General features: G+C 66.6%; 18 protein-coding genes. 16 read left to right on the top strand and 2 right to left on the bottom strand.

Translation table 11 applies throughout. The annotated features are described in order from the left end of the window. Positions 1-31 precede the first annotated feature (31 nt). Positions 32-289, top strand: coding sequence for a DivIVA domain-containing protein (locus M1247_RS00265; protein ID WP_410506786.1), 258 nt, complete (start codon positions 32-34; stop codon positions 287-289). 201 nt (positions 290-490) lie between these two features. Here M1247_RS00265 and M1247_RS00260 read toward each other — a convergent pair whose 3' ends face one another. After that, positions 491-784, bottom strand: coding sequence for a WhiB family transcriptional regulator (locus M1247_RS00260; RefSeq protein ID WP_317154255.1), 294 nt, complete (start codon positions 782-784; stop codon positions 491-493). Positions 785-1169: 385 nt separating this feature from the next. Here M1247_RS00260 and M1247_RS00255 point away from each other — a divergent pair, with 385 nt between their 5' ends. Next, positions 1170-1946: a helix-turn-helix transcriptional regulator gene (locus M1247_RS00255; RefSeq protein WP_317154254.1), complete on the top strand. Its 777-nt coding sequence runs from the start codon at positions 1170-1172 to the stop codon at positions 1944-1946. Between the two features lie 8 nt (positions 1947-1954). On the opposite strand, the gene M1247_RS00250 is transcribed toward M1247_RS00255, so the two are convergent. Beyond that, the gene (locus M1247_RS00250; protein ID WP_317154253.1) at positions 1955-3412 is read right to left on the bottom strand and encodes a MinD/ParA family ATP-binding protein; all 1458 of its coding nucleotides are present in this window, start codon (positions 3410-3412) and stop codon (positions 1955-1957) included. Between the two features lie 368 nt (positions 3413-3780). Here M1247_RS00250 and M1247_RS00245 point away from each other — a divergent pair, with 368 nt between their 5' ends. From M1247_RS00245 to eccD, 14 genes are all read left to right on the top strand, one after another. Further along, entirely contained in the window at positions 3781-5319 is a 1539-nt protein-coding gene (locus M1247_RS00245) for an EspA/EspE family type VII secretion system effector (protein ID WP_317154252.1), read from the top strand. A 30-nt stretch (positions 5320-5349) separates the two neighbouring features. Beyond that, the gene (locus M1247_RS00240) at positions 5350-5667 is read left to right on the top strand and encodes an ESX-1 secretion-associated protein (protein WP_317154251.1); all 318 of its coding nucleotides are present in this window, start codon (positions 5350-5352) and stop codon (positions 5665-5667) included. 3 nt (positions 5668-5670) lie between these two features. After that, a complete protein-coding gene (locus M1247_RS00235; protein ID WP_317154250.1) occupies positions 5671-6519 on the top strand; it encodes an ESX secretion-associated protein EspG in 849 nt (282 codons plus the stop codon). 14 nt (positions 6520-6533) lie between these two features. Continuing rightward, positions 6534-7034, top strand: a complete 501-nt coding sequence (locus M1247_RS00230; protein ID WP_317154249.1) for a YbaB/EbfC family DNA-binding protein — start codon at positions 6534-6536, stop codon at positions 7032-7034. Next, entirely contained in the window at positions 7027-8751 is a 1725-nt protein-coding gene (gene eccA, locus M1247_RS00225) for a type VII secretion AAA-ATPase EccA (RefSeq protein WP_317154248.1), read from the top strand. The genes M1247_RS00230 and eccA overlap by 8 nt, the downstream gene beginning before the upstream one ends. A 2-nt stretch (positions 8752-8753) precedes the next feature. Further along, positions 8754-10193, top strand: coding sequence for a type VII secretion protein EccB (eccB, locus tag M1247_RS00220; protein ID WP_317154247.1), 1440 nt, complete (start codon positions 8754-8756; stop codon positions 10191-10193). Then, positions 10193-12424, top strand: coding sequence for a type VII secretion protein EccCa (gene eccCa / locus M1247_RS00215; protein ID WP_317154246.1), 2232 nt, complete (start codon positions 10193-10195; stop codon positions 12422-12424). Before eccB ends, eccCa begins: the two co-directional genes overlap by 1 nt. Next, entirely contained in the window at positions 12421-14202 is a 1782-nt protein-coding gene (eccCb, locus tag M1247_RS00210) for a type VII secretion protein EccCb (RefSeq protein ID WP_317154245.1), read from the top strand. The genes eccCa and eccCb overlap by 4 nt, the downstream gene beginning before the upstream one ends. A 149-nt stretch (positions 14203-14351) precedes the next feature. Further along, positions 14352-14645 (top strand): PE family protein, encoded by a 294-nt coding sequence (locus M1247_RS00205; protein ID WP_317154244.1) that lies wholly within the window; start codon positions 14352-14354, stop codon positions 14643-14645. A gap of 39 nt (positions 14646-14684) precedes the next feature. Further along, positions 14685-15998: a PPE family protein gene (locus tag M1247_RS00200; RefSeq protein WP_317154243.1), complete on the top strand. Its 1314-nt coding sequence runs from the start codon at positions 14685-14687 to the stop codon at positions 15996-15998. A gap of 89 nt (positions 15999-16087) precedes the next feature. After that, a complete protein-coding gene (locus tag M1247_RS00195; protein ID WP_317154242.1) occupies positions 16088-16390 on the top strand; it encodes a WXG100 family type VII secretion target in 303 nt (100 codons plus the stop codon). A 39-nt stretch (positions 16391-16429) separates the two neighbouring features. Next, positions 16430-16717, top strand: coding sequence for a WXG100 family type VII secretion target (locus tag M1247_RS00190; protein WP_317154241.1), 288 nt, complete (start codon positions 16430-16432; stop codon positions 16715-16717). Between the two features lie 126 nt (positions 16718-16843). Further along, positions 16844-18274 (top strand): ESX-1 associated ATP-binding protein EpsI N-terminal domain-containing protein, encoded by a 1431-nt coding sequence (locus M1247_RS00185; protein WP_317154240.1) that lies wholly within the window; start codon positions 16844-16846, stop codon positions 18272-18274. After that, on the top strand, positions 18271-19803 hold the full coding sequence (gene eccD, locus M1247_RS00180; protein WP_317154239.1) for a type VII secretion integral membrane protein EccD: 1533 nt from the start codon (positions 18271-18273) through the stop codon (positions 19801-19803). Before M1247_RS00185 ends, eccD begins: the two co-directional genes overlap by 4 nt. Positions 19804-20062: the final 259 nt, after the last annotated feature.

Here is a 20062-nt window from a genome sequence, read left to right as displayed (position 1 = left end):
CCACGGTGCACCCGTGGATAGCATGGGCGCCATGACCCTGGCATTGACCGCCGATGACGTTCGCAGTGCTGAATTTCCGAAGCCGCCGTTGGGGAAGCGCGGTTATGACAAGAAATCGGTCGACGATTTTCTGCAATTGGTGGCGCGCCGGCTCGAAGGCCGCGGCCATCTCAGTGCCGAGGACGTTCGCAACATCGTGTTCCCGAAGCCCGCGATGCTTCAGCGTGGCTACAACGAGGACGAGGTGGACAGCTTGCTCGACGCGGTCGTGGCCACGCTCGAGCAGTAGCGGGAAATTTGGGGGACGGTGCCGTCAGTGCGCCTCGCGGCGAGTGGTCGCTCGAAGCAACGGTTCTGAAGTGGGGCCCGGGGCATTGGCCGGCACCGTCGAAATGTTTCAACCGCACGCCCCGGGCTCCTATTCCCCCCGCATGGAACGCTGTCCCCGCGCCGCCGTCCCCTCGAATGCGGCGGCGAGAGGGCAGGCCAGCTAAGCGACGTCCGGAAAGACCCGGCGCGTCTCGCGAACGGGGTAACCGTTGCGTTCCGCCAGCGCACGGAGCTGCTTGAGCGCGAAGGCGCGACCACGCCCGCCTTCGGGCACCATGATGCCCGCCCACAGGCCCTCGGCCCGCGGCAGTTCGCACGCTTCCCGTGCGCACAGCCACCGACGGGGGCATTCCCGGCAGACCGTCTTGGCCTGAGCGTCCGGGGTGGAGGTCCACCGCTCCGGGTCGCTGGTGCACACGCCGAGCGGGATTCCGTTGGCCATGAGTGCGTTCATGCTGTTGCTCCTCTTAGGGATCTGTTGCGGTGTGAACCGCGCTGGCGAGAACGCTATAGCAAGAACCGTAGCAATGCAACGGTTTGGACTCTGCCATTGCGCAACGGCGCTACGGAAGTTTGCAAAAGTAACGACAGGTGATCACCAGCGGAAAGATCAGACGAATGGAAAACTGCACGTCACAAGGTGCTGGCGTGCGACGGGGATCCCGTAGCGCCGCCGCGGTTGGAGTCGGCTGAAAGCCGTAGCGCTGATTCGGTTTGCTGGCGTCCAACGGTCAATCAAGGCGTAGCGGTGCTGCGGTACCGGGTTAGGATTGCAGTGTCCGTGCGGCCAGATTGAGCACTCCAGCCCAGCAGCACCGTCAGCAAGGAACCGATCCGGGATGACCGACGCCGAGTACGATCTCGCGACCGGCGAGATCGATATTGGGTTGGTGCGTGCCGGCTCGGCGACCGCGGCGCGGCGCCGCGAACTCGACATCAGTCAGCGCAGCCTGGCCGCCGACGGAATCATCAATGCCGGGGCGTTGATCGCCTTCGAGAAGGGCCGCAGCTGGCCCCGTGAGCGCACGCGCCTGAAGCTCGAAGAGGTGCTGCGTTGGCCACCCGGGACCATCGCCCGGCTACGCCAGGGCGCGGCGGTCCCCGGCCTCGCAGCAAGCACGCTCCCACCGCCGGCCGCGCCGCCACGGGCCCCGGCAGCGCCGGGCGTCGCACCGCCGGCCAGTGACGAAGTGCCGCTGATCGCACAGGCCGTTCTCACCGCGGTGAACACCTTCGACTCGACCATTGCCATGCTCCCCGCGGTCAACGATCCGGGATTCACCTCGCGGGCGACGGCGATCCTCGGCGATCTGCGTCAGCTCGAGGCGGTCGCCACGCGGGCGGCGCGCATCAGCCAGGTGACCCCGCCGCTGATCAAGGCACTCGGCGCGGTGCGTCGCCAGATCGATGAGCTGACCATGCACGCCGCGTCCGCCCCGGGCGCCACGTTGGGCCAGCGGTTGTATGCCGCGCGGCGCCGCGCGAACCTCACGATCGGCGAAACCGCCCAGGCGGCGGGGGTTTCCGAGGACGCGATCGCCGGATCCGAAGCGGAGTATCCGGTGGACGCGTCCGCGGTCCACGCCATCGAAGCACTGATCAACGCACTGCGCTGATCACCGGCTCAGTTCCGGTCCCGGTTGCGGTCGTCGTGGGACGGGAAGTGATCGGCCAGAATCGCGGCGATCTCCAGGAAGCGCCGGCGGACCATCGGCGTCATCTGCGAAGTCCCGTCGATGACGCCACCCGGACGCAGGTGCCCGTCGAAGGGCACCTCGACCACCATCTGACCTTGTCCGGCGAACTGCCCGGCCAGGATCGACCTGGTGCGTTTGTCGGCGTGCCCGTCGGAGTCGTTGAGCACGACGACCGTGCGCTGCAGCAAGTTGTTCATGCCGCGGTTGGCGAGCCAGTCCAGGGTCTGACCGGCTGCGGCCGCGCCGTCCACCCAGGGTGAGGACACCACGATCAAGGCATCCAGATCCCGCAGCACCTCCTGGGTCACCGGGGAATCCATCGTCGAGCTGCAGTCGACCACCGAGATCGAGAAGTGCCGGTCCAGTCGCGTGGTCGCTTCCCGGTAGATCGCGGCGTCGAGGACCCGGCGGCGCGCCGGTGTGCCCTCGCCGGCCAGCACGAACAGGCCTGCGGCGTTGTTACCGACCCTGCTGCGGACATCGGCGAAGGACTCCAGGTGCTTGTCGGAGGCCAGCTCCCAGTACGAGCCCTGGGCCCGCGGATCGACCCGGCTGCCCAACTTGCCGAACGCGGTGTCGGCGTCGATGGCCACCACCCGGTCGTCCTGCCGCAGCTCGGCGAACACCGAGCCGATGCTGGCGGACACGGTGGTCTTGCCGACACCGCCCTTGCCCATCACCCCGACCTTGTAGTGGCCGCGCAGCACGCCCTTGATCTTGGCTTCCAGCTCGGCCTGACGAACGTCCTCGGCCGAGGGGCCGGGATTGATCAGGCCGAAGGTGGCCCGGTACACGAGGCGCCGCCAACCGCCGGCAGGTGGCTGTCGGCGCGGCGGGACCAGGTCGTTGACCCGGATCCGGTCCGCGTAGGACCCGTGCGGGACGGTCGGTCCGGGGTGCCCGGGATGGCCCGCTTCCGGCGCGAAACCCTCAGCGGGCCAAGGCTGCCCGGGCGGGGCGAACTGCTGCTGTTGCTGCTGCTGTGGGTGTTGCGGTGGAGGACCGTGTGGCGCCTGCGGCGCCTGCGGTCGATGCGGTCGGACCGGCCAGCCCGGCTGCTGTTCCCACTGGTTCTCCGGCCGGTTGGGGGCAGGTGGAACCTGGCGCGGATCGGGCTGCTGCGGCTGCTGTGGCGGTTGCTGTTGCTGAGGTTCGCGGAACGTGGCGCGGTCCCGGTCGGCCGGCTCCTGCGGACGTTCCTCGGTGTCCGGGTCGCCAATTGACTTCGGCGGCAGGTAGTCGACCGGCGGGCGGCCGGGCATGGACGGCGGCGCAGGCGGTTCGGGGACCTTGCGTCTGGTAGGCCCGGTGTCCGGCTCAAAATTGGTTTCCTCAGGACCCGTCCAGCCAAGATCTCGGCGCAAGGTGTCGTCGGGGTCGGTCACGACTAAATCTCCTCCGGAAGTCAGACGGCGAGGATCTCGACCGCACTCCAGTATCAACTACAACACCACACGATCGCAGTGCCCATGCGGGAGTCGGTGTTCAGCAAATGATTCTGCGGGGTGCTGCAGCGGCGCGCGGATTGTTCGAAACGATGCTTTCCACGAACCGGGAAAGCTCGCTGGACGGGTGGGCGGCCGGTGGGTCCGATCCTGCAGCGGGGACCCCTTCAGCCTCGGTTATATCCGTATAACACCTTTTTAAAAGCATGATGCCCGTTGTGGAAGAAGTGTTGTGGCGCCGCGAAATTGGTGCGCTGACGGTAGCCGCGACGCTGGTAATCTCTGATGCGGCGAAGGGGAATCCAAGCATGGGCTTACTGGGCGACATTGCCGATCTGGGCAAAGATGTGGTCGAGGATCGGGACAAGTGGGCGGACCGATTCAAGAAGGTCGGCGACCTGATCGAACGCAACGCCAAAGGGGACAAGCTCGCGCAGGTCGCCAAGGTCGGCAGAAAGCTCGCCGACTTCGGCAAGAAGTTCACCGATTTCTTCGAGTCCGGGCTGGGCAAGCGGCTGATCAAATCCGCGAAGTCGCCCATCTTGGCTGCCGGCCAACACGTCATCGACGGGATGAAACTGAGCACCGGCGTCGGTGACCCGGACAACGGCGAGCGGTTCGGCCAGGGCGCGGATCGGTTGGGGGAGGCCGGGACGACGCTGACTGCGGCGTTCCCGACGGGCGATTGGGACAGCAGCGGCGCAGGCGCGTACACCGGTCGTAACAACGAGCAGGTAGGCCGGACCCAGACGCTGGCCGATGCAGACCAGTTGGTGGCGTCGGTCCTGTCCCGCGAAGCGGGGCAGATTGCCACGACGCGGGAGAACCTCGACAGCCAGTCCGACTGGCTGGGCGACATGAGCCTTGTCACCATGGCGACCGGACTCATCCCCTATGTCGGCAAGGCGGCCCAGGTCGCGGCGGAGATCGCGATGGTGGCCAAGGCGGTCGGCGAATCCGGCGACCAGTTGATGACGATGCAGCAGAACGCCGGCGCCAACGCCGCCGAACTGCAGGGTGCGGTCAGCCGGTATGCGGCCGTCGCGCAGACCGCCGAACCCACCGGCTCCGACGGGGAGTTCGCCGCCCCGCCGGGCTCGGACGAGGAACCGGATGACGCACCCGGTGTGGCCGGCGCGCCCGGCGAGGACGAAGCGCCGGTGACCGGCGGGCCGAGTGCACCGTCATCGGGCGCACCATCCGGCGGCGGTGGATCCGGCCCCTCCGGCGGCGGCGCCCCATCCGGGGGCGCAATGCCGTCCGCACCCATGCCCGCGACGCCTGCCGCGGCGGCGGGCATGTCGACGCCCCCGCAACCGGCGGGGACAGGCTCCGGCGCGGAGATGGCCGGTGTTCTGGCGGGCGCGATGGGTTCTGTTCTCGGTTCCCTCGGCGGGCTCGTGGGTGGCGTCGTGCAGGCCGCCGCCCAGGCCGCACAGGTGGCCACCCAGACCGCCACGCAGGCCGCACAAGGCTCCGGGGGCTCGGCGGATCCGGCCGCTGCCGATCTGGCCGCCGACCGCACCGACAAGCCTGATGAACTGGACAAACAGTCGACCGAAGACCAGGACGACCCCACCGAGAGAGACGCTGCGGGCGCCGACCGGAAGGCGGGGGACGACGCCGCGGGCGACGAGAAACCGCCACCGGTGTCCGACGATGAAAGCGACGCAGGCCCGGCGAAGACGCTGCCGCCGGATCTGCAGGCCGCGGCGGCGGGCGGAGGCGGCGCCGGGAACGCGCCGGTGTTTGTCGGGGCAAATTTTGAACAGCGCCAGCTACACGCACCGGAGACCGTTAAGTTAGACGCTGGTATTCCCGGTTCAGCGGCCGTGGCCAGGGCGTGAGAATCTAGGAACTAGGGATCGAGGGGATTCATGTCTGGTGATTTGCGGGTAACGACCGCCCATTTACGCGAACTGTCGGCCAAACAGGGCCAGGCCGCTGCTGAGCTGACGACGGCGGTCGAGGCCGTGACGGGCGTAGACACCTCGGTGCGCTGGACCCACGGCCCGATTTCCTGGTCGACGGCAGCCGCGGTCGAAGCGGTGCAGCAGGCCCGCCGGGCGGCTGCTTCAGCGATGGCGAGCGTGTCGACGGACCTGGGACAGAAACTCACCACGGCGGCATCCCATTACGACCGGTCCGATTCGACGGCGGCCGGTGCCCTCGACGCAACAGTTCAGTCGAGGTAGAACATGACCACTCCATTTGGTGTGCACACCGAAGAAGCACACATCGACGACGTAGTCGGTGTCGAGGTGACCATCGACGGCATGCTCGTGATCGCCGACAAGCTGGGCCTGAGTGACTTCCCTCCGTCGATGGGCATCCGGCTGAACATTCCGCAGCCGGATCTGCGGGACCGCGTGTGGGAGCAGGTGCAGCGGGACCTCACCGCGCAGGGTGTGCTGGACGTCTTCGGAAATCCGCACCCCGAGGTGGCCGCGATGCTGGACACCCTCAGCCGCGCCGACCGCACCCTGGAGGGCCGCTGGTGGCGGCGCGATGCCGGTGGGAAGATGATCCGGTTCGTGGTGTGTCGGAAGGGGGGTCGGCATGTCGTTGCCGCTCGTGACAACGAGATGCTCGTGCTGCAGCGGGTGGCCTCGCAGGTCGGTACGGCGGGCATGGTGATGACGGTGCTCGGAAACGGCACGCCTGCCAACGTCGAACCCCTGACCGGTATCGCCGCCCGGTTGGCCGAATGCCGCACTGCCAACGAGCTTTCCGGATACGGCATCCCTCCGACATCAGCCCGGGTGTATGCCGGGATCATCTCCGAACCGGAGAGCTGGGTGGAGATCACCGCCAACGAGCGGCATCCGGGTGGCACCACCACCCAGGCGGACGTCGCGGCCGGCGTGCTGGACTCCAACCAGGGTCGTATCGTGTCGATTCCGCGGCGCGTCAACGGTGAGCTGTACGGCAGCTTCCTTTCCGGCACGCAGGAGAACCTGCAGCGTGCCCTCGACGGTCTGGTGGAGTTCCTGCCATCGAAGGCCTGGTTTGAGAAGACTGATTCGGACAGCTCCTATCTGGACTGAGAGAGGCCGCCACGGTGGGTGAGATTCCGCCACATGAGCCGGACGACGATGACTACGACGGCCTCGCAGCTCTGGACTTCTCCTACGTCGACTCCTACGACGGGGACCAATCGGCCGACTCCGGCCTGGACGCGTTCGTCGCCTACGACGCCGCGGGTGAATCGGGGGAGGACGAGCTTCCCGTTCCGCTGTTCACCGTCACCAATCCACCCGGGACCGTCACGGTGACCGCCTATCTGGACGGCCGGGTTCATCAGATCGAACTATCGCCGAAAGTGACCCGAATGACCGAAGCAGATCTCGCGGACGAGATTCTGGTGATCGCGGAGTTGGCCGGGCAAGAGGCCCGCTCCGCCCAGCACGCGTTCATGCTCGAAGGGATGCGCGAGTACGGGCACGACGACGTCGCGACCCGCGACTTCCTGACCCGCGACCTGAACCTGCCGACACCTGAACAGGCCGATCTGGCCCGCGCTCAGGTCTTCTCGACCCGCTACGGAGGCGACCATGGTTGATCACCTTGCCGGCATGTTCGGCAGCGCAGTCGGCATGCTGCCCAGCTCGCCCGCCCGCTCGCTCGAGCTGTTCACCGAAATCACCAATTACGACGAAACGGCCTGCGACGCCTGGGTAGGACGGATCCGGTGCGGTGACACCGACCGCGTGACGTTGTTCCGCGCCTGGTACTCGCGATCCAACTTCGGGCAGTTGGCCGGTTCGGCGGAGATCTCGATGAACGGTCTCAACGCCCGCATCCCGATCGGCGGCCTGTTCAGTCGCGACATCACCTATCCCATCAACTCACCGCTGGCGATCACGATGGGTTTCGCGGTTCAGGAAGCCGCCGAAGGCAATTACGCCGATGCGCTCGAGGCACTCGAGGATGCCCCGTCGGGCGGTTCGGACCATCTGGTGTCGTGGGTGAAGGCGGTGATCTACGCGGCGGCCGAGCGGTGGACCGACGTCATCGATGAGATCCGCGGCGCCGAACGGTGGCCGGACAAGTTCCTCTCCGCGGCTGCCGGCATGGCGCACGGGGTGGCGGCGGCCAACCTGGGATTGTTCACCGAGGCCGACCGGCGTCTGACCGAGGCCAACGGCACCCCCGCCGGTGAGGCGTGCGCGCCCGCCATCGCCTGGTACCTCGCGATGGCCCGCCGCAGCCAGGGCAACGAAGAGTCCGCGGTGGTCCTGCTGGAATGGTTGCAGGCGAACTTCCCGGAGCCGAAAGTGACTGCGGCGCTCAAGGATCCGGCTTACCGGTTGGAAACCACCACCGCGGAGAAGATCGCGGCCCGCAAGGATCCGTGGGACCCGAAGAGCGTGGTCGCCGATACCTCGGGCCGGGAGAAGCTGCTGGCCGAGGCGCAGGCAGAACTCGACCGGCAGATCGGCCTGAGCCGGGTCAAGGAACAGATCGAGGCGTACCGCGCGGCGACCCAGATGGCCAGGATCCGGGCCGCCCGCGGCATGAAGGTGGCGCAGGCCTCCAAGCACATGATCTTCGCCGGCCCACCGGGCACCGGTAAGACGACGATCGCCCGGGTGGTGGCCAACATTCTGGCCGGGCTCGGGGTGATCGCCGAGCCGAAGCTGATCGAGACCTCGCGTAAGGATTTCGTCGCGGAGTACGAGGGGCAGTCGGCGGTCAAGACGGCCAAGGCGATCGACCGCGCGCTGGGCGGGGTGCTGTTCATCGACGAGGCCTACACCCTGGTGCAGGAACGCGACGGCCGCGCCGACCCGTTCGGCACCGAGGCCCTCGACACCCTGCTGGCCCGGATGGAGAACGACCGCGACCGGCTGGTGGTGATCATCGCCGGCTACAGCAACGACATCGACCGGCTGCTGGAGGCCAACGACGGTCTGCGGTCCCGCTTCGCCACCCGGATCGAGTTCGATTCGTATACGCCCGACGATATCGTCGAGATCGCGAAAGTCATTGCCAAGGCGAATGATTCACAGCTCGACGACAGTGCAGGCAAGCGGGTGCACGAGGCCGCGATGCTGCTGAGCCAACGCCGGTTGAACGGCAAGCCCGCGCTGGACATCGCAGGCAACGGCCGCTACGCCCGCCAACTGGTGGAGGCCGGCGAGCAGAACCGCGATATGCGGCTGGCCCGCTCACTCGACTTCGAGAGCCTGGGCGTGGAGCAACTGAGCGAGATCAACGGTGACGACATGGCTGCGGCGATCGCGGCGGTCCACAGCCGCCTGAGTATCGGCGAATAGCCATGGCGGGATTCCGGCTCACCACCAAGGTCCAGGTCAGCGGTTGGCGATTCCTGCTCCGCCGCGTCGAACATGCGATCGTCCGTCGGGACACGCGGATGTTCGACGATCCACTGCAGTTCTACAGCCGCGCAGTGTTCGCCGGAATCCTCATCTCGGTGCTCGTCTGTCTGGGTGCGGCGCTGATGGCGTACTTCAAGCCGCTCGGGAAGCAGGGCAGCGACACCCTGCTGGTGGACCGAACCACCAACCAGCTCTATGTGATGTTGCCGGGCACCAATCAGCTTCGCCCCGTGTACAACCTGACCTCGGCGCGGTTGGCGCTGGGCAGCGCCGCCGAGCCCGTCGCGGTGAAGTCCGACGAGCTCAACCGGCTGGCCAAGGGGCAGGCCATCGGCATTCCCGGTGCGCCCTACGCCACTCCGACGGGCGCACCCGCCTCGCGCTGGTCGTTGTGCGACACGGTGGCCAAGCCAGACAGTGCCGCCCCCCAAGTCGAATCCTCCATCCTCATCAGGTCTCTGTCGACGGACATGTCGGTCGGGCCCATGCGTGCAGACCAGGGCATGCTGGTGTCCTTCAACGGCGCCAACTGGCTGATCACCGAGGACGGCAGGCACGTGATCGACCTGGCCGACCGCGCGGTGACCTCGGCGGTAGGGATTCCGGTCACGGCAAGGGCGACACCGGTTTCGGAGGGTATGTTCAACGCGCTGCCCAACCGGGGACCGTGGCAGCTGCCGCAGATCCCGGCGGCAGGTGCGCCGAATACTGTTGGCCTGCCGGCGAACCTGGTGATCGGCTCGGTGTTCCAGACCGCGACGGAATCCGAACCGCAGCACTATGTGGTGCTGCCGGACGGAGTGGCGCGCGTCAACGACACCACCGCCGCGGCGTTGCGGGCGACCAACTCCTACGGGCTGCTCCAGCCGCCGTCGGTGGAGGCCAGTGTGGTCGCCAAGATCACCGAGCAGGTGTACGTCTCGCCACTGCCGGAGAAGCCGCTGCAGATGATGCTGCGTCAGGATGCCCCGGTGTTGTGCTGGTCCTGGCAGCGTGAGCCCGGCGATCAATCACCGAAGACGACGGTCATCGCCGGTCGTCGACTGCCGCTGCCGCCGACCGCGATCGGCACCGGTGTCAAGCAGATCGACGGGGATGTAACGGTTTACATCGAGGGTGGCCAGTTCATCCGGCTGCAGTCACCTGACCCCCGGGTGGGGGAGAGCCTGTACTACGTCGACCCGCAGGGTGTGCGCTACGGCATCGCCAACGACGACACCGCCAAGAATCTCGGGCTCAGCGGTGCGGTGAACGCGCCGTGGCAGGTGGTGGGGCTGCTGGTCGAGGGCCCGGTGCTGTCGAAAGAGGCGGCGTTGTTGGAGCACGACACCCTGCCTGCCGATCCGAATCCGCGCAAAGTCGAAAGCGGGCAGGGCTGATGACGACCAAGAAGTTCACCCCCACCATCAAGCGTGGCCCGCGACTGACACCGGGTGAGATCAACGTCGCCCCACCGGATGACCTCGGGATCGAGATTCCGCCGTCGGGCATCCAGAAGGCGCTGCCCTGGGTGATGGGCGGCTGCATGCTCGGGATGATCTCGATCATGATCTTCACCGGTGTGCGCCAGCTGTCCCCGTACATGCTGATGATGCCGTTGATGATGATCATGGGGTCGGTCGGTTTCATGGCCGGTGGCGGTCCCGGCGGCAAGAAGGTTCCCGAAATCAACGCCGACCGTAAGGAATACCTGCGGTATCTGGCCGGCCTGCGGACCCGGGTGACCTCGTCGGCGTCGGCGCAGGTGGCGTTCTTCAGCTACAACGCACCCAATCCCGATGATCTGCTGTCCATCATCGGAACCCACCGGCAGTGGTCGCGGCAGGCCAACTCCGACTTCTTCGCCGCCGCCCGGATCGGGATCGGTGCCGAGGTCGCCGTGGACCGGCTGCTCAAGCCGAACACCAGCGGCGAGCTGTCGGGGCCGCAGGGCGCACCGCAGGCGCACCTGGAGCCGGTCAGCCACATGTGGGTGACAAAGTTCCTGCGCACCCATGGCCTGATCCACGACTGCCCGAAACTTGTTCAATTGCGGACCTTTCCGACGATCGCCGTCGGCGGTGACGAGGCGGGGGCAGCCGGGTTGCTGACCGCGATGATCTGCCACCTGGCGGTGTTCCATCCGCCGGATCTGGTGCAGATCCGGGTGCTCACCGACAATCCCGAGGACCCGAACTGGTCGTGGCTGAAGTGGCTGCCGCACGTGCAGCACCAGACCGATGCCGACGCCGCAGGCCCCACCCGGCTGGTGTTCACCCGCCCCGACGGGTTGAGCGATCTGACCGCACGCGGCCCGCACACCGCCGACGCCGCACCGGGCGGCCCGTACGTGATCGTGGTCGATCTGACCGGAGGCAAGGCCGGATTCCCGGTCGACGGCCGCGCCGGGGTCACCGTGCTGACCCTCGGCAACCACCGTGGCTCGGCCTACCGGTTGCGGGTCGACGCCGACGGTACGGCCGACGACAAGTTGCCCAACCAGAACTACCGCGAGGTCACCCGGGTCGCCGACCGCATGACGTCGGGGCAGGCCAACCGCGTCGCGCGCAAGCTCGCCGGCTGGTCGATCACCGGCACCATCATCGACAAGAACGTGCGGGTGCAGAAAAAGGTCTCCAACGAGTGGCACCACCTGGTCGGAGCCCAGACCCTCGAAGAGGTCACCCCGAACCGCTGGCGGATGTACACCGACACCGACCGGGACCGGCTGAAGATCCCGTTCGGCCACGAGCTGAAAACCGGCGAGATCATGTATCTCGACATCAAGGAAGGTGCCGAGTTCGGTGCAGGCCCGCACGGCATGCTCATCGGCACCACCGGCTCCGGCAAGTCGGAGTTTCTCCGCACCCTGATCCTGTCGCTGGTGGCCACCCACCATCCCGACCAGATCAACCTGCTGCTCACCGATTTCAAAGGCGGCTCGACATTCCTGGGCATGGAGAAACTGCCGCACACCGCGGCGGTCGTCACCAACATGGAAGAGGAAGCCGAACTCGTCAGTCGTATGGGTGAGGTGCTCACCGGCGAACTCGACCGGCGCCAGTCGATCCTGCGTCAGGCCGGCATCCAGGTCGGTGCGGCCGGTGCGCTCTCGGGTGTGGCCGAATACGAGAAGCACCGGGAACGCGGGGCGGATCTGCCACCGCTGCCGACACTGTTCGTCGTCGTCGACGAGTTCGCCGAACTGCTGCAGAACCACCCGGACTTCATCAACCTGTTCGACCGCATCTGCCGTGTCGGCCGGTCGCTGCGGGTGCACCTGCTCCTTGCGACGCAGTCGCTCAACACCGGCGGTGTGCGCATCGACAAGCTTGAGCCCAACCTGACGTACCGACTTGCCTTGCGCACCACCAGCTCTGCGGAATCCAAGGCGGTGATCGGCACGCCTGAGGCGCAATACATCACCAACAAGGAGAGCGGCGTCGGCTTCCTGCGGGTCGGTATGGAGGATCCGGTCAAGTTCCGCAGCGTCTACACCGGCACCAACTACGTGCCCACCGCGGACGAGATCGTCGACGGCGAGGTCAAACCCCGCGCACAGAAGCAGGCCCGGGTGCGGATCCATCAGTTCACCACGACCCCGATCTTCGATACGGCGGTGACGCAATGAGTACAGAGGCCGAACCGAGAGTGCTGCGCGAGGTGGTGCTGGGGCAGCTGGGCACGGGCGAGATCCGTGCCTACCGGATGTGGCTGCCCCCGCTGACCGACCCCACCCCCGTCAACGAACTCATCGAGCGCGACTACCAACGTCAGCCGCTGCGGTTCGGGCTCGGGGTCATGGACGAGCCGCGCAGGCACCGCCAGGAAGTGTGGGGCGTCGACGTGTCCGCGGCCGGTGGCAACATCGCGATCGGCGGGGCGCCGCAGACCGGCAAGTCCACCTTTCTGCAGACCCTGATGCTGTCCGCAGGCGCCACCCACTCGCCGCGCCAGGTGCAGTTCTACTGCGTGGATCTCGGCGGCGGCGGTCTCATGTACCTGGAGGACCTGCCGCACGTCGGTGGGGTGGCCACGCGTGCCGAGCCGGACCGGGTCAACCGGGTCGTGGCAGAGGTGAAAGCCGTGCTGCGCGCGCGTGAGCAGGTGTTCAAGCAGTACCGCGTCGGCTCGATCGCGGCGTACCGGGAGATGCGGGAGGATCCGAAACACCCCGCGTTCCAGGACCCGTTCGGTGACGTATTCCTCGTGATCGACGGCTGGCCCGCGTTCGTCGCGGAATTCCCGGATCTGGAACCGGTGGTGCAGGACCTCGCCGGTCAGGGGCTGGCCTACGGCGTGCACATCATCATCTCCACCCCGCGGTGGACCGAGCTGAAGTCCCGGGTGCGGGACTACCTGGGCACCAAGATCGAGTTCCGTCTCGGCGACGTCAACGAAACCCAGATCGACCGGATCACCCGCGAGATCCCGGCCAACCGCCCGGGCCGGGCGGTGTCACTGGAAAAACACCATCTGATGATGGGCGTGCCGCGCCTCGACGGCGTGCACAGTGCCGACAACATCGTCTCGGCGATCTCAACGGCGGTCGAGCAGGTGGCGGCCCGGTACACCGAACAGGCGCCGCAGGTGCGGGTGCTGCCGGACCGGATCTACCTGCATCAGCTGGAGCCGAATCCTCCTGGCGCCGATGCGGATTACCGCACCAGGTGGACGGTGCCGCTGGGCGTGCGTGAGTCGGACCTCACGGTCGCCTACAACCAGATGTATCTGACACCGCACCAGGTGATCTTCGGTGCGCCCAAGTCGGGTAAGACCCGCATCGCGCATGCGGTGGCGCAGGCGATCTGCCAGCGCAACAGTCCGCAGCAGGTGCGGTTCATGCTGGCCGACTACCGTTCCGGCCTGCTCGACGCGGTGCCGCAGAGTCATCTGCTGGAGGCCGGGGCGATCAACCGCAACAGCGCCACCTTGGAAGAAGCCATCAAGGCGCTGGCATTCAACCTGCAGAAGCGGTTGCCGCCACCGGACCTGACCACCGCTCAGCTACGGGCGCGGTCGTGGTGGACCGGTCCGGACATCGTCCTGCTGGTCGACGACTGGCACATGATCGTCGCGGCATCCGGAATGTTGTCGCCGATGGCACCGCTGGCACCGTTGCTGCCTGCCGCCGCGGACATCGGACTGCACGTCGTGGTGACGTGCCAGATGAGCCAGGCACACAAGGCCACCATGGACAAGTTCGTCGGCGCCGCCTATGGCGCGGGTTCGCCCACGATGTTCCTTTCCGGCGAGAAGAACGACTTCCCGTCCCGGGAGATCACCGTCAAGAAAAGGCCACCTGGCCAGGCGTTTTTTGTATCGCCGGACGGCAAAGAAGTTATCCAGGCGGCCTATGTCGATCCCCCTGAAGAAGAAGTGTTAGCACCACCACTACAGGGCGGTTAGTATTTATCCAACGCACTCAGCAACGCTGGCGGCAGCCCGCCAGCAAAGGGATCGGGGGACAGATTCCTTAACGATGTGGCAAACTGCTGCCGCGTCGCTGGCGAGTGCTTGTCCTGGGGAATTTGGAAAACAACAAGGAGAGCACGCAAATGCAACCAATGACGCACAATCCCGGTGCCGAAGCTGTTGCCGCACAGGTGATCGCAAACGCGACCCGTGGTCTGGCAGGCGGCACGACCGCGTCGGCCGCGGTGACCGCACTGGTCCCCGCAGGTGCCGACGAGGTCTCGCTCCTGGCAGCCCTCGCCTTCGCGAGCGAGGGCCTCGAGGCCCTCACGACCAATGCGTTCGCGCAGGAGGAACTCACCCGGGCCGGTGCGGCATTCTCGGAGATCGCCGGCATCTACAACGCCGTCGACTCGGCCAACGCAGCCACTCTCTAGCACGTCACGCATAGTTTCTAGCGATAGGGTCATCGAACAATGGTCGCGGCGCCGCCCATCCCACCGATCTGGGTCGCCATGCCTCCGGAGGTCAACACCGCACGGTTGATGTTGGGTGCGGGTCCGGCACCGATGCTCCAGGCCGCAGGCGGCTGGGAGGGGTTGGCGATCCTGCTGGAAACGCAGGCCGACGAGTTGGCCGGCGCGCTCAGTAACCTGACGTCGCTGTGGAACGGAACGGCAAGCGAACGCGCGGTTGCTGCGACCATGCCGATGATCATGTGGTTACGGACAACGGCGATGCAGGCGCAGAAACGTGCATTGCAGGCAACCGCTCAGGCAAGCTCCTACACCCTTGCTCTGGCTACCACGCCGCCGCTGCCGGAGATTGAGCAGAACCACATCACGCACGGCGTTCTGGAAGCCACCAACTTCCTGGGCATCAATACGATGCCGATCGGCATGAACGAGATGGATTACTTCGTCCGGATGTGGCATCAGGCAGCCGGTGCGATGGACGGCTATCACGCCGAAACCACGATGAATCTGTTGTTCGAGCCGATCATGCCGATGAAGCCGATGGTGTTGCCCGGTGTCGGGGAGTCCACGGCGGCTTCGGCGCTCGCCCAGACCGCACCCCGGGTGGCAACGGGTCTGGCCCGCAACATGGTTGTCGAGTCGGTGAGTGCACAGGCCACCATCGAGTCGATGGGGTTGATGGCCGGTAACGCCGCGGCACAGGTCAACCATGGCGAGCAGCGGGCCATGGGGGCGGCGCAGAAGGGCGAGCAGGCCGGCCAGCAGCAACAACAACAGCAACCGGCGCAGCAAGGACTTCAGCAGGGCATGCAGATGGCCATGCAGATGGGATCGCAGGCCGCGCAGATTCCGCAGCAGCTTTCGCAGATGGTGCAGACGCCGATGCAGACGCTGACCCAGCCGCTGCAGCAGGTGACGTCGATGTTCAGCCAGATGGGCGGCAGCGACAAAGGCATGCAGATGGGGCTGATGGGTGCAGGCCCGTTCTCGAACCATCCGCTGATCGGGGGGTCCGGGCCGAGTTCCGGTGCCGGGCTGGTGCGGGCGGCCTCGCTGCCCGGCGCGGGCGGAACCGCGCCGCGTACGCCGTTGCTGTCGGGGATGCTCGGCATCGCCGGTGAGGCGAAGGCGCCGGTTTCCGGTGCGGCGTCGGGCGCGACGGGTGGCCTGGCTCCGGTTGGTGCGGGCGGCGGTGGCGCCGGTCCGATGACCGGTGCGGGAAAGAACGGCAAGAGCGGGGGATCGAAGGAGGGCCTGACGGCCCCGACCGCGCTCAGTTATGACCTGTCAGAAGATGAAGATGACGACTGGTAAGTCGTCTCACGACAAGACTTTCCGGCCACCCGGCCGGAGGACTCGCCATGAGTTTGGTGAGGACAAAGGAAAATAAGGGGAATCCAAACATGGCTGGAATGAATACAGATGCCGCCGTCCTCGCCAAGGAGGCTGCGAATTTCGACCGTATCTCGGGTGAGCTCAAGAGCGTGATGGCTCAGGTCGAGTCCACCGGTGGCACCTTGGCCGCCCAGATGGTGGGCCAGGCCGGTACCGCTGCCCAGGCCGCGCTGCTCCGCTTCCATGAGGCTGCTGCCAAGCAGATGCAGGAGCTCAACGACATCTCGAACAACATCCACACCTCGGGGACGCAGTACACCTCCACCGACGACGATCAGGCCTCGACGCTGTCGTCGGCCATGAACATCTGACCACCACCCCACCAGAACACTGAGAAACGGAGATAAGACATGACAGAACAGGTATGGAATTTCGCCGGTATCGAAGGTGGCGCCAGCGAGATCCACGGTGCCGTCGGTACGACTGCCGGGCTGCTCGACGAGGGCAAGGGCTCGCTCGCCTCGCTCGCCGCAGCGTGGGGTGGCTCCGGTTCGGAGGCTTACCAGGCCGTGCAGACGCGCTGGGACAGCACCGCCAACGAGCTGAACACCGCGCTGCAGAATTTGGCGCAGACCATCAGCGAGGCTGGTTCGACCATGGCTCAGACCGAGGCCGGCGTTACCGGGATGTTCGCCTAAGAACACGGGAACGTACGACGGTGGGCGGAGTAGGTTGACCAATCATGCGTCAACCGATCCCGCCCACCACGTGCGCTCGGGGTGTGAAAATCTAACTATCTGAACGTGACTATTTGAGGGGTACCCATGTCGGCCGACTATGACCGGCTCTTCCACTCGTCTGAACCGGGACAACCGGTCGACGACGCCACAATCATGGTGGACAGAGATGCCATTCTGAAGGCCGCTGCGGTACCACCGCCGCCGATGCCGACCGGGGAAGCCGCGCCGGCTGAGCCCTCGTCGAGTTCGATACCGGTCGCGCCGACACAGACGCAGGCCGAAGCCGCTCCGGCGCGTCACGCCGAGCCGGCACCACAGATGCCACCGCCGCCGCAGATGCCGGCCCCGGCGGCCCCGCAGTGGCCGCAGAACTCCATGCTGCGTGCGCCTCAGCAGAATTTCGGCTCGGGCGCCCGCCACGAGCAGCCCCGCACCATGCCCGGACCTCCGGCACGGGTGGCACCCGGGCCCGCCCCGTCGCAGTTCGCCGAGTTCGACCCGGAGATCAGTGGCCAGTGGCGCGCGGGCCAGGCGATCGCGACGCCCAGCCAGCCCGGGCCGACGTCAGCGGCTTCGATGGGCAATCACCGCGCCATCGACGCGCTGTCCCATGTCGGGGTGAAGACTGCGGTCAAGATGCCGTCGCAGCGTGGTTGGCGGCACTGGCTGTACATGATGACGCGGATCAACATGGGGCTCTCGCCCGATGAGGTCTATGAGCTGGATCTGCACAACCGCATCCGCCGCAACGCGCGGGATTCCTACCAGATCGGCGTTTTCGGCCTCAAGGGCGGTGTCGGCAAGACCGCGGTCACCGTTGCGCTCGGGTCGTCCATGGCCAAGATCCGCGGTGACCGGATCCTCGCGATCGACGCTGATCCTGACGGCGGCAACCTCGCCGACCGTGCCGGGCGTCAGTCCGCGGCCACGGTCTCGGATCTGCTCGCCGACCAGGAACTGTCCCGCTACAACGACATTCGCGCCTACACGAGCATGAACTCGTCCAACCTCGAGGTGTTGTCCTCGGAGGATTACAGCGGGGCGCAGCGCGAGTTCAACGACGACGACTGGAAAGGCGCGACCGGTGTGGTGTCGCGCTACTACAACCTGGTGCTGGCCGACTGCGGTGCGGGCCTGTTCCAGAAGGCGTCCCGCGGCGTGCTGTCCACGGTGTCAGGCATGGTCATCGTCGCCAGCGCGTCGATCGACGGGGCACGGCAGGCCGCGATCACGATGGACTGGTTGCGCCAGAACGGATATCAGGACCTGCTCGGCCGGTCCTGCGTGGTGATCAACCACGTGACACCCGGGAAGCCGAACGTCGATGTCGACGATCTGGTGCAGCAGTTCGAGCGCCATGTGCCGCCGGGCCGGGTCATCGTGTTGCCGTGGGACAAGCACATCGCCTCGGGCACTGAGATTCAGCTTGATCTGCTCAGCGACACCTTCGAGCGCCGCATCACCGAACTGGCCGCAGCCCTTTCCGACGACTTCGACAGACTCGAACGCCGTTGACCTCGACAGCTGCGGCCACAGAAGCGTCGAGTGTGACGCCTGGGCGACCATCGACCACCCGGGTTACCATTCTCACCGGTAAGCGGATGACCGATCTGGTGCTGCCGTCGGCGGCCGCGATCGAGACTTACATCGACGAAACGGTCAGTGTCCTGGGCGATCTGCTCGAAGACAGCCCCAAGGATGTGCTGGCCGGGTTCGACTTTGCGGCGCAGGGGGTGTGGGCGTTCGCGCGACCGGGTGCGCCACCGCTGAAGGCCGACGAATCCTTGGACGACGCCGGGATCGTCGACGGTTCGCTGCTGACGTTGGTGTCGGTGAGCCGCACCGAGCGTTACCGGCCGTTGGTCGAGGACGTGATCGATGCGATCGCGGTGCTCGACGAATCTCCGGTGTTCGACCGCACGGCGTTGAACCGCTTTGTGGGTCTGGCGATTCCCGTGGTGGCGTTCATCATCACGGTGATGTCGCTGGTGTCGTGGAGTCGGACCGGGCACGGCTGGTGGTGGCCGCTGGCGCTGGCGGTCCTCGGGGTAGCGCTGTTGGTCGGCAGCATGCTGGCCAAGACCCGTTACGACAACATCTCGATGTCGGAGAGCCTGCTGCTCGGGGCGGTACCGGTATTGGCCGGCGCTGCGGCACTGGCGGTTCCGCTGCCGCGCGGTGTCGAGTCGTTGGGCGCTCCGCAGATCGCCGGGGCCGGCGCGGTTGTGTTGCTGCTGACGCTGGCGACCCGAGGTGGGCCACGCCAACGCGCCGAGGCCGCCTCCTTCCTGTCGGTGCTCTCCATTGCGATCACCGGTGCCGCCATCGCGTACGGGTACGGCTCACACAGCTGGGTGCCCGCCGGTGCGATCGCATTCGGTCTCATCGTGGTGACCAACGCGGCGAAACTGACTGTGGCCGTGGCCCGTATCGCCCTGCCGCCGATCCCCGCGCCGGGTGAGGTGGTCTCCAACGACGAACTGCTCGACCCCGTGGCCACACCCGACGCCGTCGACGTGGAATCCCCGACCTGGCAGGCGATCATCGCCTCGGTCCCGGAGTCCGCGGTCCGACTGCAGGAACGCAGCCAACTCACCAGCAGGCTGCTCATCGGATTCCTGTCCGCCGGCGCGTTGATCCTGGCCGTCGGTGCGATCGCCGTTGTGGTGCAAGGACATTTCTTCACCCACAGCATGATCGTGGCGGGGCTCGTCGCGGTCATCTGCGGGTTCCGCTCACGGCTGTACGCCGAACGGTGGTGTGCCTGGGCGCTGCTCGCGGCAGCCATTGCCGTGCCGACCGGGGTGATGGTGCGGCTGTGCCTGTGGAACCCCGACGACGCCTGGCTGGTGCTCGCCAGCTACACCGTGCTGGCCATCGTCGCGCTGATCGTGGTCGGCGCCACCGACGGTGTCCGCCGGGTGTCCCCGGTGACCAAACGCATCCTGGAGCTGGTCGACGGCGCCACCATCGCCGCGGTGATCCCACTGCTGCTGTGGATCGCCGGCGTGTACGACCTGCTCAGGAATCTTCGGTTGCACTGAGGCGGGGATGCGGCCATGAATGGGGAACCGCCTGTCAACGTGTTGGCACTGAATTCGGCGCGGTTCAGCCCAGCTGACGGGTTGATAGGCCGCCAAATTCGTGCGTTCGGGGCATTGTCGGCTCGGGTAGCATTTTGCTGAACTACTGGTAGAGGGGACTGCCGATGCGTGCCATGAGACCGCCACGTTGGCGGGTTGGCGCTGGCATGTTTCTGAGGGTGGCCAAGTGACTTCCCGCCTGAGACCTGGTGCGTACGTT

This window comes from Mycobacterium appelbergii (assembly GCF_032883035.1).
GTDB classification, from domain to species: Bacteria; Actinomycetota; Actinomycetes; order Mycobacteriales; family Mycobacteriaceae; genus Mycobacterium; species Mycobacterium appelbergii.
Note: the sequence above shows the minus strand (reverse complement) of the source record. Positions and strands in the feature narration are given on the sequence as shown.

Bases quoted from the DNA above. Each gene is read 5' to 3' on its own strand.
- M1247_RS00265 (WP_410506786.1), top strand. From the start codon at position 32: ATGACCCTGGCATTGACCGCCGATGACGTTCGCAGTGCTGAATTTCCG.
- M1247_RS00260 (WP_317154255.1), bottom strand. From the start codon at position 784: ATGAACGCACTCATGGCCAACGGAATCCCGCTCGGCGTGTGCACCAGC.
- M1247_RS00255 (WP_317154254.1), top strand. From the start codon at position 1,170: ATGACCGACGCCGAGTACGATCTCGCGACCGGCGAGATCGATATTGGG.
- M1247_RS00245 (WP_317154252.1), top strand. From the start codon at position 3,781: ATGGGCTTACTGGGCGACATTGCCGATCTGGGCAAAGATGTGGTCGAG.
- M1247_RS00240 (WP_317154251.1), top strand. From the start codon at position 5,350: ATGTCTGGTGATTTGCGGGTAACGACCGCCCATTTACGCGAACTGTCG.
- M1247_RS00235 (WP_317154250.1), top strand. From the start codon at position 5,671: ATGACCACTCCATTTGGTGTGCACACCGAAGAAGCACACATCGACGAC.
- eccA (WP_317154248.1), top strand. From the start codon at position 7,027: ATGGTTGATCACCTTGCCGGCATGTTCGGCAGCGCAGTCGGCATGCTG.
- eccB (WP_317154247.1), top strand. From the start codon at position 8,754: ATGGCGGGATTCCGGCTCACCACCAAGGTCCAGGTCAGCGGTTGGCGA.
- eccCa (WP_317154246.1), top strand. From the start codon at position 10,193: ATGACGACCAAGAAGTTCACCCCCACCATCAAGCGTGGCCCGCGACTG.
- eccCb (WP_317154245.1), top strand. From the start codon at position 12,421: ATGAGTACAGAGGCCGAACCGAGAGTGCTGCGCGAGGTGGTGCTGGGG.
- M1247_RS00205 (WP_317154244.1), top strand. From the start codon at position 14,352: ATGCAACCAATGACGCACAATCCCGGTGCCGAAGCTGTTGCCGCACAG.
- M1247_RS00200 (WP_317154243.1), top strand. From the start codon at position 14,685: ATGGTCGCGGCGCCGCCCATCCCACCGATCTGGGTCGCCATGCCTCCG.
- M1247_RS00195 (WP_317154242.1), top strand. From the start codon at position 16,088: ATGGCTGGAATGAATACAGATGCCGCCGTCCTCGCCAAGGAGGCTGCG.
- M1247_RS00190 (WP_317154241.1), top strand. From the start codon at position 16,430: ATGACAGAACAGGTATGGAATTTCGCCGGTATCGAAGGTGGCGCCAGC.
- M1247_RS00185 (WP_317154240.1), top strand. From the start codon at position 16,844: ATGTCGGCCGACTATGACCGGCTCTTCCACTCGTCTGAACCGGGACAA.